The sequence below is a fragment of the Planktotalea sp. genome (assembly GCF_039984035.1).
Classification (GTDB): domain Bacteria; phylum Pseudomonadota; class Alphaproteobacteria; order Rhodobacterales; family Rhodobacteraceae; genus Planktotalea.
In genome coordinates this window covers 1-11,075 of sequence record NZ_JBDWVM010000307.1, presented here as the reverse complement: position 1 = coordinate 11,075, position 11,075 = coordinate 1, and the positions used below count along the sequence as shown (strand labels likewise).

Genomic DNA, 11,075 nt, shown 5'->3' with positions numbered 1-11,075 from the left:
CAACATGAAACCAAACAGGGTTGCGAACAGGCCAAGAGTTGCGAAACCCGCAGCTAATCTACGGGTTCCCGCCAATCGGAACATGAGTGTATTTAGCACAGTCCCGACAGATGTTAGAACGCCTAGGTAGAGCGCAAATTTCGCAATGATCGACGCTAGTCCCCAAAGATCGGGCATCGTTATTCGACCGTAAAGCGGAACGATCCGTTCATCGCGTGACCATCAGAACCAAGTCCGCGCCATTCAATGATATAGACACCGGGGCCCATGGCTTGCAGGGGGATCACATAATCGGAAATGAACCCCTTAAAGCCATCCAGATCCAAGTCCACGCTGGCGTGATCTGCATGGCGCATACTAATGCGGGTTAAGCGAATGCCGCCTTTGAAGCCCATGGTGATCTCAGAAGGAGCCTCTGAAACAGTGGTTTCATTTGCGGGAACGGTCGTTTGAAGCGGGGAGTGCGCCAAGCTTCCTGTCGCCCAAAACCCAAGGAGTGCCACCAACAACAGTTGTTTCATACTCTGTCCCTTCGTCGCCTTCAGTTTATCCCGTTGGCTCGTTGTAATTCGCGAATATAGGCGATGATCATCGTAACTTCACCCCGTGTTATTCCCTCGACAGGCGGCATATCTCCAAACCGCCAATGATGCGCTTGAACACCCAAGGTTGCCGCTCGCTGAAAGCTTTCGTCGCCATGGTGATTTGGCTCGTAAATGACGTGTACAAGAGGAGGCGCAATACCATCCTGCCCTACAGCATTGAGCCCATGACAGGCGGCGCATTTGGCTTCAAACATTGATTTCCCGATTTGCGCATTCGCGGAAAGTGTATCAGGCAACAGGACATCGACCAAGGCTGTGTCGCTCTCGCTGACGGTCGCTGCATTCTGCTCAAGCGGTTCAGGAATCGGCCAAAATGCGTAGCTTAATGCAGCAACAGCAAGTGTGGCCCCTACAAAATAAAGTAGTTTCATAGTATTCAACACCTCACAGTTTTGACAGCATCCAAAGGGCCATTCCGATCATCATCAGATTTTCCGTTAAGGAAACGAACCCCAAAGGAACTTTGCTGTCCCCACCGACGCAAGCGCATTTTAGCTCGCGTTTGTCGATATAGACCGCCTTGAAGACGCTCACCGCACCGATCCCCGCGACGAAAAGGGCCGCTGGCGCGGAGAGCCACGTCAAAACACCTGCCATCATCAGCAATCCCGCGCCTGTCTCAACGAAAGGATAGACGTAACCATAGCGTACCCATTTTTGCGCAAGGAGGTCGTAGTTGAGAAACATCGTCGCGAAACGTTCAACATCTTGCAGCTTTTGCAGCCCGAGCAGAACCATTGAAATCGAGATGAACCATTCGATGGTGCGTCCTGTAAAGGGTGTTCCAAGCATGAGCCACGTCACGGCAACCGCCATGAGCGCCGCGACCGAAAAGAGAGCGATCACAGGTTTGTACGTTAGGCTGTCTTTCGCCTTTACCGATTTGCCGAAGTGTTTGTTCAGATCGTCAAATCCGCCGACCCGTACACCATCAATGAAAGTTTGCGGCGTTGTGGCTACGCCGTGCTCAGCCTTAAACGCATCAACCTCCTCGCGGGTGGTTAGATGGCGGTCGTCAATTTGATAGCCTTGACGCTCTAGCAGGTCTTTCGACTTCAACCCATAGGGGCACATGTGATCGGGCATGACCATACGATGCAATGTAGCGGTTTTCGTAGCGGTATCTGGCGGCATAACCTTGGTCCTTGGTTCAGTTGCAACAGCAACCTTGAAACTGTTTCTCTTCATCCTTAATCTTTCCAGTAACTGGAAGGTCAAGGATTGAACTCATGAATATTTCCGCCGCATCAAAGGTTGCAGGCCTGCCTGTCAAAACCGTCCGCTATTATGCAGACATCAGGCTGGTCGAGGCCCCGTCACGCTCTGACGCAGGTTATCGCACTTACGATGATGCCTCGGTTCGGAAGCTGGTCTTTATCAGAAGGTCACGGGAGTTTGGTTTCTCCATTGAAGAGTGCCGAGAGCTGCTGGGTCTGTACCAAGATCAGGATCGCACGAGTGCCGAGGTGAAGCGCATCGCATCAAAGCGACTGGAAGAGATCGAAGAAAAACAACGCGAATTGCAATCGCTACACGACGAATTGGCGCATTTGGTCAAGACCTGTAAGGGCGATCATAAGCCTGATTGCCCGATTATAGATTACCTTGGCTAACGGTTTTCAGGACTGGGTCGCTCTCTGCGCAGCGAACCTTTAAAATCACAAAAGGGCTCGCCAAATTGGCGAGGCCTTCGTGAAAAGCTGCAAAAATCGCTTAGCTTGTCGGTAGGATCACGATCTCTACACGACGGTTTTGCGCTTTGCCTTCTTCTGTCAGGTTGCTTGCAACAGGCTGGTCTTCACCACGTCCAATCGCTTGTAAGCGTGTGAATGGAACGCCGGCGCCTGTCAGAACGTTCACAACTGCATTCGCGCGTTGAACAGAGAGGTTCTGGTTGTAGGACGCATCTCCCGTGCTGTCGGTGTGACCGATCACTTGAACCGTGGATTCAGGATAGGCTTGCAGGTTGTTTGCGACCGCGACCAGATCGCTCTGGATACCACCGGACAACGTCGCGCTATCGGAAGCGAATGTGATGTCTTGAGGCAGGGTTACGATCAAACGATCACCCGTGTTGGTGATTGTCACACGATCATTACCAAGGCTTTGCTGAAGCTCGGCCGCCTGACGATCAAGCACGTTACCAACCGCAGCGCCACCAGCGGCGCCAAGAACCGCGCCTTTAAGCGCGTTTTGCTTGCGCTCTGCGCTATCATCGCCGGAAATCAAACCAGCAACCGCGCCAACACCTGCGCCAATCGCAGCGCCAGCACCGGTTTTGCGGAAGTCGTTGTTGTTGGACAGCGTGTCAGGGTTTGAACAGGCTGATAGTGCCAAAAGGGATACGGCGGAGACCGCGAATAAGGAGTTTGCTCGTTTCATGTTATGCCTCTTATGCTCTCTCCGTTGATCGGAGCTAAAGACAACATAACAGGTGCGATTCATTTTCCCAACATAGCAGACAGGGGAATTTCGGCGCTATTTCGCCAATTGTTGCGTGCCCGACTCACGTTCAGCGCTTTCATAGGCCAACATCGCGCGTTTGATAGGTGTGCCCCAATGATACCCGCCGAGTTCACCTGATTTACGCAATGCGCGATGGCACGGGATCAACCAGCTGACAGGGTTCTTGCCCACTGCTGTGCCAACCGCGCGCACGGCCTTCGGACTACCGACAGCGCGCGCAATATCGGAATAGGTTGTGACATGCCCGCTTGGGACATGCAGCAAAGCTTCCCAAACTTTGATCTGAAAGGGCGCGCCAATGAGATGCAGACGCTGCTCCCCTTTGCCACCAAACGCAGCCTCGACCCACGGGCGCAGCGCATCCGCGTCTTCCTCAAACGATGCGCTCGGCCAACGCGCGGATAAATCGGCATAGCTCGCCTCCTCGCCCGTTTCTTCGACAAATGCCATTCCGCAAAGACCGATCTCCGTTCCCATTACCAACGCACGGCCAAAAGGGCTGTCGAACCAACCGAACTTAATGCAAAGCCCCTCGCCGCCCTTCGCGTAATTTCCGGGGCTCATAGCCTCCCAACGCAAAAACAAGTCATGCAACCGCCCGCCGCCTGAGAGGCCCGTCTCGACCGCAGTTTCCAAAGTGGAGTGATGCGCGCGAAGAAGCGTTTTCGCGTGATCCAGCGCCAAAAACTGCTGATACCGCTTGGGCGACACACCTGCCCATTTCGAAAACAGACGCTGCAGATAGGTCGGGCTTAATTGCATTTCACGCGCAAGTTCTTCGAGCGACACAGGTGTTTCACTTGCGTCGATCCGCTCAATCGCTCGGCGCATGAGCTTGTAGTGATAGCTGGCCTCTTGGCCCTGAGAGATATGTGTGTTCATGCCGCTACCTTAAGCAGCTCAACTCTGCCAAGCGATCCGTTTTTTGTCCAAAAGACGTAATTGGCGTTTCACTTGCCTGACTTAAGAACGCCCCTCAAAGCCAAGCCCGTAGAACGCCCGAGCAACGTCAGAAAACACTGCACCGTGCTGCTGCTCGGGAACAATCTCGAAGTAACTTTTCGCGAGTTTCGCATAGTCTGAATACAATTTGTCGACCGGAAAGTTCGAGCCAAACATGCAGCGCTCAGCCCCAAATTGATCTAGGCAACTCTCAACAATTGGTCGGATCGTCGCTGCACTCCAAGTGTGATCGAACATGCCAAGCCCCGATACCTTGCAACGCACCTGAGGCAATTGGGACAGATGGCGAAGCGTCTTACTGTATTCCGATAGACCCGAAGGAGTACGGTCGTGGGGGGAGCCCGCGTGACACAGCGCAACGGGCGTGTTTGGCGCGTCTTGCAAAAGCTCGCCCATGTCAGGCATTAATTCGGGAATGAGCTGTAGATCGAAGGTGAGACCACGCGCGCCTACTGCCTGCAAGCCTTCCAAAAATGCGCCTGACTTGGTCAGTTCATTTGTACCCGTTTGTGCATCTTCTCCAGGCGCTCGGCCGACGATTTGACGGACGCCTTTTACCGTAGATAGTGTTTGAAAACTGTCGAGTTGCTCGGCTAAATCTGGGCGCGTTAAGTCGCAATACACGACTTGCGCCATAGGCCAATCCGGATTTGCATCCGCAATTTTCTGAACCCATTTCGCCTCTTCCCACGGATCAGCGGCTCCAACTTGAATGTGAACTGATCCCTTAAAACCAAAAGATGCAGCGTCATCTTTAAACTCATCAATCAGGTAATTGCGTTGAATAGGCGTTGGATCACCGAAGAAACGAGTGACGCCTTTTGCCTCAAGCCAAGGATAGGACACAGTATTCAGATCCCAAAGGTGGTGATGTGCATCGATGAAGCTCATTGCGGTGCCTCCTCTAGAGTTCCCAAGATATCGACGCCCTGCTGGTTGAAGAAATACAGCATGTCGATGAAAATCCAGTTCTCTTTGAGTTTCTCACCTTCGCGCCGATAGATATCGATCACTCTGAATTCGCAAAGTTTGTCATTGGGTGGCAATCCCAAATACCCGCCAGTTGCTTTGGCCTTAAAATTGGGCCATCCGAAAAAGCCACCGTAATGCCCTTCGGCAATCCGAGCGATATGACCGGTGCCCGATCGATCACTTAGACCTGCGCGAAAGGGTCTTGAATGTTGCTGCGCATACCGCGCAATCGTATAGGTCGAGCCGATGCCCGCGGGCCCCCACCAGATCATATCATCGTGCCATGTCAGGGCGAGTTCTTCTTCAAGCGGCAGATCGTTTTGCCACTGCCCCAGATCGCTGATCATCTTGTGTATAAGGTCTAGCGTTTTTTGCCCTTCGCTTGGCACTGCATCGGCGAACAGCAATGCATCGTGTGACATAGGCCCCGGTTGCACCAAGTGCGCTGCGGCTTGCTCTGGGAAGGGGGTATAGCCCGCTTGCATCATGAAATGCGGGATATCGAAATAGAACGCGGTTTCTGCAATTTTGCCGTCCACAACTTTATGAAACTCGGCATATCTGAGCATGATCATCTTGCCCGTTGGTTGGATGCCAAGCCACGGGCTATCAAACAACCCCATCAGATGTCCCATGGAACAGACCCAGACGGAACCGCCCTCATCAATGAAATTCTCGCCAGCGAAGAAGACATCCATGCGTCGTTGCAAGTGCGTGACCGCCCGCCTGAAGGGCTGCCAGAACATTTCTGAAACCGTTTGTGCATCTGTTTGCATGTGAAACGGATGGAACGCGCGCCAGACATAATTGGCTGAGGTGCGTTCGGCCAAAACGTCAGTGATTCCCGCACCTACTGCCTTGTCCAAAGCATCATAATACGCCCGCACCACCTGTTTTTCTGTTTGAAAACCCACGTTCATAGCTCCTGTTTTCCTAAGCTTTAGAGGCCCTTACAGACCATCAAAACATCATTTTGCATACGTTTGCAAAATTGACTTGCATGCGCATTTGATCGAAGTCTATCCTTTTTGCAAACGTATGCAAAATGATCATCGATCACTTGGGGGACTGCATGGCCGAAATCCAACTGCGCAATCTATCAAAGCGCTGGGGCTCCTTTGTTGGGGTTGAAGATTTCAATCTGACCATCGCGGACCAAGAGTTTTTGGTGCTGCTGGGGCCATCTGGCTGCGGCAAAACCACGACCATGCGCATGATTGCCGGACTGGAAGATGTCACAGAGGGTGATATTTTGATTGATGGCAAACGGGTCAACGATCTGGACCCGAAAGATCGGGACGTCGCCATGGTTTTCCAGTCCTATGCGCTTTACCCGAATATGAACGTTTACGAGAATATTCGCTTCCCGTTGAAAGTTCGTAAAGTTCCCGAGGCCGAACACAAAGAGCGGGTCATACGTGCTTCTGCGATGGTTGAGCTGGATGAATTCCTGCACCGCAAACCAGCCGAGCTGTCAGGCGGTCAGCGTCAACGCGTCGCCCTCGCTCGCGCGATTGTTCGTGAGCCGAATGTGTTCTTGATGGACGAGCCGCTGTCAAACTTGGACGCAAAGCTTCGTGTTTCGACCCGAGCGCAGATCAAGAACCTGAGCCATGAGTTAAAAGTCACGACCATCTACGTGACCCACGACCAGATCGAGGCCATGACATTGGCCGACCGTGTTGTGGTGATGAAAGGCGGCGTTGTTCAGCAAGTGGGCAGCCCAACAGAAATTTATGACCGCCCAGCAAATGCGTTTGTCGCAAGCTTTATCGGTTCACCTGCAATGAACTTGATTTTCGGAAACGTCAGTGGCGGCGCCTTTGATGGGGACACGATGCGCCTTGGCGATCTTGGCGCGCCAGAGGGTACGATCCAGCTAGGCTTTCGAGCAGAGGACGCTTTGATCGTGGATACTGGTGGCGAAATACACGCGCCTGTTTACACGATGGAACTGCTCGGGGACGCCACAATGATCACTGTGAAGGTGAATGGTGAATTGGTGTCTGTGAAAGCCGCCAAAGACTACCGCGCGCAGATTGGCGATATGGTTCGCATTTCTGTTCCAAAAGAGATTTGCCATTTGTTTGACGCGAAAACAGGTGCGCGAATTGGGGACTAACCCCAAAATTAAGCCCCAAAAAGGGGAATAACCAAGATGCGATCTTGCAAGGCGCATCTCAATGACAACTAGGGAGAAACACATGTTTCTAAAGACAATTACAGCTGCGGGTGCATTTGCACTATTGGGCAGCACAGCTATGGCGGGTTGCGGAATTTCCGCAGGCAACGTCAGCATTCTTTCCAATGATTTTCCAGCAATTCAAGCAGTGACAGCCGCTGCTGCAGAATGTGCGGGTGATGGCGTTAACGTCGAAACCAACCTGACCAAAGATCACAAAGACATCATGGTAGCGGCCCTAACAGCCAACCCAGCTCAGTATACATCCGTGATCGTGTCCAACTCCACTTTGGTCACTTTGATGAACGATGGCTTGCTTCGCCCCATCGATGATTTGGTTGCCAAGCACGGCGCCGCATTGAACAAAAGTCAGCTCATCACTGTGAATGGTAAGGTGATGGCCGTCGCATTTATGGCGAATGCACAGCACTTGTTTACACGTACAGATGTTTTGGCAGAAGCAGGCGTTGAAGGCATTCCAGCGACATACGAAGAGGTTCTCGCCGCCGCTGAGAAAGTTCGCGCTGCTGGCTTGATGGAATACCCAGTTGCTTTGAACACCAAAGCAGGTTGGAACTTGGCTGAAGAGTTCGTGAACATGTACATGGGTACGGGCGCTGACTTCTTCAAAGCGGGCACTGCTGAAGTATCGGTCAACAACGAAAACGGCGTTGCGACGTTGGAAATGCTGAAGTCTTTGGTTGCTTATTCCAACCCTGACTACCTGACTTTCGATTCAAACGCGACACAAGCCGAGTGGGAAGCGGGCAACCTCGCCATGGCCACAATGTGGGGATCACGCGGTGGTGCCGTTCTGGATGATGAAGGTTCAACCGCTGAGGTTGTCGCCGGAACCGTTCTGTCCGCAGCGCCAACATGGGGCAATGGTCCACGCCCGGCGTCGACACTTTGGTGGGATGGTATCGGCATCTCAACAAACATCTCTGACGAAGATGCAGAAGCAACATTCATTGCAATGATGAACGGCATCACGACGGATGTTGTCAAAGCCAACAATGACGCTGCCGTGTGGTTGGTTGATGGATATATGCCAAGCCCAGCATCCGCTGGCGTATCTGGCACCGCTTCTGGCGGCGCTGCACCTTATCCGATGGTCCCATTCATGGGTGCTTTGCATACAGCACTTGGTGCGGAAATCAGTGACTTCCTGCAAGGCACCGAAAGCGCTGAACAAGCGCTGGCAGATGTCGAAGCGGCATACACTGCAGCAGCAAAAGAACAAGGTTTCCTGAAATAAGGCGCCTTAGGCAGGGGGCATGCAGTCCCCTGCCAACTTTTCGATTCACATCCTAACACCTGAGCGAGCTCGATGAAAAACCGCACCTTCTTATGGTTTATACTGCCATCGTTGATCACGATGCTGCTGTTCATCGCTTTGCCGATTGTCTCGGTTGTTATTCAATCGCTTCATATTGAACACGAAGCAGTCATGATCGAAGTCGAGAATTGCGGCCCCTTTGGCTGCAAGCAAGAACTACAAGTCGATGTTGAAGAAACGGCCAAGCTGAAAGAGGAACGCCCCCTCGGGCAGTTCAACGGTCTTGGCACCTACACCAACCGCAATCACCTTGCCTTCGCCGAAATTGGCCAAGCATGGCAGTCAAGAGACAGCTTTGCCGACTTCTTTTCAAATGCGTTGAATCTCCCCTTTTATCGCGCGCTGGCCTTCACGCTGACCTATACATTCGTGGTGACACCGCTGGTCCTTGTTTTTGGGTTTATGATCGCGCTTGGTGTGAACACACTGCCCAAACGGATCAAAGGGCCAACGATTTTCGTTTCCCTTTTACCCATGATCGTAACGCCGCTGATCGGAGCGCTGATCCTGTTCTGGATGATTGATGCCAATGGCGTCATTGGCGCGACGCTCCAGCGCATCTTTGATGATCCTAATCTATCACTCAAAGCCTCGCCAACGCTCACTTGGATCATGCTGATGGTCTATGGTGTTTGGCATTCGGCACCCTTTGCATTCATCGTCTTTTACGCGGGGCTGCAAACCGTACCCTCTGATACGATGGAGGCCGCGATGATCGATGGTGCCTCTCGTTGGGAGCGCACGCGCTACGTCGTGCTGCCGCATCTCATGCCGCTCACAGTCTTTATTTCGCTGATACAATTGATGGACAACTTCCGTGTGCTCGAGCCCATCATCAGCTTCTCCGCTCAAGCAAGCGCGACCTCGCTGTCGTGGATCATCTATAATGATCTCGTCGGCACGGAGAGCCAGTTCTTCGGCTCGGCTGGCGCGACCTCTGTCCTCACGATCATTGGCGTTGCTATCTTGCTGATCCCTGTCCTGATCCGCACGTGGCGTGACTTTAACCAGAAGGTGGTCTGATGACTGATATCGTTCATCGCCGTTCACCCGTTTTGAACATGGTCATTTGGGGGTTGGTTCTGGTCTGGATCGTGGCTGCTGGATTCCCGTTCCTTTGGACACTATGGGGATCGTTCAAAGTTCAGGGCGATTTCTTTTCCAAGGCGGATTGGACCAATGCCATCACCGGTGTGCGCACCCAAATCGAAACAGGCGGCGCGTTCACAGGCAACGGATATTTCGGCGCTTGGGTAACACAAGAGTTCTGGCGCGCAGTTATCAACACGATGATCATTGTGGTCTCGGTTGTCGTTATCTCGCTTACCCTAGGCACTTTGGGCGGGTATGCCCTTGCCCGTTCAGGCAAAAAATACGCTTTCTATTTGCTGATGTTGGCTTTGGTCTTTCGGGCGATGCCGCACATCACCTTAGTATCAGGTTACCTGCTGCCGTTCTTTGAATGGAACCTTTGGGGCCATTTGCCCACGACAATCATCGTGATGGTGGCAATCAACCAGCCGTTCACGCTCTGGATGTTGCACAGCTTCTTTCTGAACATCCCAAAAGATCTGGATGAAAGCGCAATGGTCGACGGCTGCACACGCTTCCAGGCGTTCCGCCATGTCATTGTACCCGTCATGTGGCCAGGCGTTGTGACAACAGGGCTGTTTTCGTTTCTGCTCGCCTATAACGATTTCACTGTCACTGCGACACTACTTAGCCAAGCGAACCAAACCATGGTGCCCAAAATTGCCAGCTTCTTGGGAACGACCCAAACAGAAGGCAACGTAATGTTTGCGGTCGCGGCAGTCGTCTCTGCAACAGCGCCCTTGTTCGTTTTAATCCTATTCTTCCAACGCCAAATCGTCAGTGGCCTTACTGCAGGAGCCGTCAAGGGATGAGCGGAGCACGACCAGAACAAGCGATCCTATCGCGCGGCACGGACATGTCGAAAACGGAAGAAACCCGCGCGGTTATCGAAGGGATGGTCGATGGATTAAACGATCACCGCATCGCAGACATTGGCGAATTCTTCACCCAAGGGTTTCGCTGGATGGGGAACGCGGGATGCGGCACCAAAGAAGGCATCAAGGAATTCCAAGACAACTGGCAAAAACCCTTCCAAGCCGCGTTTTCCGACAAGGTCTGCGTCGACGAGGCCCGCCTTTACATGGGCGAATGGGCCGCTGCCTTTGGACGGCAAGAAGCAGTGCATTCCGGACACTTTATGGGGGTCGAACCCACCGGCAAACGCATCCAAATCCGTTATATGGACTTCTGGAAAGTGGAAGACGGCAAAATCACCGACAATTGGGTAATGGTCGATTTCCCTCATGTGCTCGCACAATTGGGCGTAGATGTTTTCAATGGCCACGGCTGGGAAGCTTTTGATCGTGGCGAGAAAACACCACCTGCCCCACCGACAAAAACAGGAAAAGATTGATGGCAGTAGAATATCTGAAACGCGGTAAGCCAGACGCCGAACGTGCTGAAGACGATGCTCAAACCAAGGCTGTTGTCGAAGCCACCTTGCAAGATATCGAAC

13 protein-coding genes are annotated in these 11,075 nt (G+C 52.6%); 6 read left to right on the top strand and 7 right to left on the bottom strand.

Annotated elements, in window-relative coordinates; genetic code table 11:
• Positions 1-179: 179 nt before the first annotated feature.
• From ABJQ89_RS14030 to ABJQ89_RS14020, 3 genes are read right to left on the bottom strand one after another with little or no spacing between them, the layout of a single operon-like run.
• Positions 180-521, bottom strand: coding sequence for a copper resistance CopC family protein (locus ABJQ89_RS14030; RefSeq protein ID WP_348496812.1), 342 nt, complete (start codon positions 519-521; stop codon positions 180-182).
• A gap of 20 nt (positions 522-541) precedes the next feature.
• Positions 542-976 carry a cytochrome c gene (locus ABJQ89_RS14025; RefSeq protein WP_348496811.1) on the bottom strand — a complete coding sequence of 145 codons (435 nt, stop codon included), beginning with the start codon at positions 974-976 and terminating at the stop codon, positions 542-544.
• 13 nt (positions 977-989) lie between these two features.
• On the bottom strand, positions 990-1,739 hold the full coding sequence (locus ABJQ89_RS14020; protein ID WP_348496810.1) for a MauE/DoxX family redox-associated membrane protein: 750 nt from the start codon (positions 1,737-1,739) through the stop codon (positions 990-992).
• A gap of 95 nt (positions 1,740-1,834) precedes the next feature.
• On the opposite strand from ABJQ89_RS14020, the gene cueR reads away from it, so the two are divergent.
• On the top strand, positions 1,835-2,218 hold the full coding sequence (gene cueR / locus ABJQ89_RS14015; protein ID WP_348496809.1) for a Cu(I)-responsive transcriptional regulator: 384 nt from the start codon (positions 1,835-1,837) through the stop codon (positions 2,216-2,218).
• A 100-nt stretch (positions 2,219-2,318) separates the two neighbouring features.
• Here the strand turns inward: cueR and ABJQ89_RS14010 are convergent, their stop codons facing one another.
• From ABJQ89_RS14010 to ABJQ89_RS13995, 4 genes are all read right to left on the bottom strand, one after another.
• The gene (locus ABJQ89_RS14010; protein ID WP_348496808.1) at positions 2,319-2,987 is read right to left on the bottom strand and encodes an OmpA family protein; all 669 of its coding nucleotides are present in this window, start codon (positions 2,985-2,987) and stop codon (positions 2,319-2,321) included.
• A gap of 96 nt (positions 2,988-3,083) precedes the next feature.
• Positions 3,084-3,953 carry a bifunctional helix-turn-helix domain-containing protein/methylated-DNA--[protein]-cysteine S-methyltransferase gene (locus ABJQ89_RS14005; protein ID WP_348496807.1) on the bottom strand — a complete coding sequence of 290 codons (870 nt, stop codon included), beginning with the start codon at positions 3,951-3,953 and terminating at the stop codon, positions 3,084-3,086.
• Between the two features lie 81 nt (positions 3,954-4,034).
• Positions 4,035-4,925, bottom strand: coding sequence for an amidohydrolase family protein (locus tag ABJQ89_RS14000; protein WP_348496806.1), 891 nt, complete (start codon positions 4,923-4,925; stop codon positions 4,035-4,037).
• Positions 4,922-5,926: an ester cyclase gene (locus ABJQ89_RS13995; protein ID WP_348496805.1), complete on the bottom strand. Its 1,005-nt coding sequence runs from the start codon at positions 5,924-5,926 to the stop codon at positions 4,922-4,924. The genes ABJQ89_RS14000 and ABJQ89_RS13995 overlap by 4 nt, the downstream gene beginning before the upstream one ends.
• Positions 5,927-6,078: 152 nt before the next feature.
• On the opposite strand from ABJQ89_RS13995, the gene ugpC reads away from it, so the two are divergent.
• The 5 genes from ugpC (at position 6,079) to ABJQ89_RS13970 (ending at position 10,973) form a co-directional block, all read left to right on the top strand.
• Positions 6,079-7,128 carry a sn-glycerol-3-phosphate ABC transporter ATP-binding protein UgpC gene (gene ugpC, locus ABJQ89_RS13990; RefSeq protein ID WP_348496804.1) on the top strand — a complete coding sequence of 350 codons (1,050 nt, stop codon included), beginning with the start codon at positions 6,079-6,081 and terminating at the stop codon, positions 7,126-7,128.
• An 82-nt stretch (positions 7,129-7,210) separates the two neighbouring features.
• A complete protein-coding gene (locus tag ABJQ89_RS13985; protein WP_348496803.1) occupies positions 7,211-8,446 on the top strand; it encodes an extracellular solute-binding protein in 1,236 nt (411 codons plus the stop codon).
• A gap of 72 nt (positions 8,447-8,518) precedes the next feature.
• Positions 8,519-9,550: a sugar ABC transporter permease gene (locus ABJQ89_RS13980; RefSeq protein ID WP_348496802.1), complete on the top strand. Its 1,032-nt coding sequence runs from the start codon at positions 8,519-8,521 to the stop codon at positions 9,548-9,550.
• Positions 9,550-10,431: a carbohydrate ABC transporter permease gene (locus ABJQ89_RS13975; protein ID WP_348496801.1), complete on the top strand. Its 882-nt coding sequence runs from the start codon at positions 9,550-9,552 to the stop codon at positions 10,429-10,431. The genes ABJQ89_RS13980 and ABJQ89_RS13975 overlap by 1 nt, the downstream gene beginning before the upstream one ends.
• The gene (locus ABJQ89_RS13970) at positions 10,428-10,973 is read left to right on the top strand and encodes an ester cyclase (RefSeq protein ID WP_348496800.1); all 546 of its coding nucleotides are present in this window, start codon (positions 10,428-10,430) and stop codon (positions 10,971-10,973) included. Before ABJQ89_RS13975 ends, ABJQ89_RS13970 begins: the two co-directional genes overlap by 4 nt.
• Positions 10,974-11,075: the final 102 nt, after the last annotated feature.

What these genes read in the sequence shown, in the direction of transcription:
- ABJQ89_RS14030 (WP_348496812.1), bottom strand. Translation starts at nt 521, where the DNA reads ATGAAACAACTGTTGTTGGTGGCACTCCTTGGGTTTTGGGCGACAGGA.
- ABJQ89_RS14025 (WP_348496811.1), bottom strand. Translation starts at nt 976, where the DNA reads ATGAAACTACTTTATTTTGTAGGGGCCACACTTGCTGTTGCTGCATTA.
- ABJQ89_RS14020 (WP_348496810.1), bottom strand. Translation starts at nt 1,739, where the DNA reads ATGCCGCCAGATACCGCTACGAAAACCGCTACATTGCATCGTATGGTC.
- cueR (WP_348496809.1), top strand. Translation starts at nt 1,835, where the DNA reads ATGAATATTTCCGCCGCATCAAAGGTTGCAGGCCTGCCTGTCAAAACC.
- ABJQ89_RS14010 (WP_348496808.1), bottom strand. Translation starts at nt 2,987, where the DNA reads ATGAAACGAGCAAACTCCTTATTCGCGGTCTCCGCCGTATCCCTTTTG.
- ABJQ89_RS14005 (WP_348496807.1), bottom strand. Translation starts at nt 3,953, where the DNA reads ATGAACACACATATCTCTCAGGGCCAAGAGGCCAGCTATCACTACAAG.
- ABJQ89_RS14000 (WP_348496806.1), bottom strand. Translation starts at nt 4,925, where the DNA reads ATGAGCTTCATCGATGCACATCACCACCTTTGGGATCTGAATACTGTG.
- ABJQ89_RS13995 (WP_348496805.1), bottom strand. Translation starts at nt 5,926, where the DNA reads ATGAACGTGGGTTTTCAAACAGAAAAACAGGTGGTGCGGGCGTATTAT.
- ugpC (WP_348496804.1), top strand. Translation starts at nt 6,079, where the DNA reads ATGGCCGAAATCCAACTGCGCAATCTATCAAAGCGCTGGGGCTCCTTT.
- ABJQ89_RS13985 (WP_348496803.1), top strand. Translation starts at nt 7,211, where the DNA reads ATGTTTCTAAAGACAATTACAGCTGCGGGTGCATTTGCACTATTGGGC.
- ABJQ89_RS13980 (WP_348496802.1), top strand. Translation starts at nt 8,519, where the DNA reads ATGAAAAACCGCACCTTCTTATGGTTTATACTGCCATCGTTGATCACG.
- ABJQ89_RS13975 (WP_348496801.1), top strand. Translation starts at nt 9,550, where the DNA reads ATGACTGATATCGTTCATCGCCGTTCACCCGTTTTGAACATGGTCATT.
- ABJQ89_RS13970 (WP_348496800.1), top strand. Translation starts at nt 10,428, where the DNA reads ATGAGCGGAGCACGACCAGAACAAGCGATCCTATCGCGCGGCACGGAC.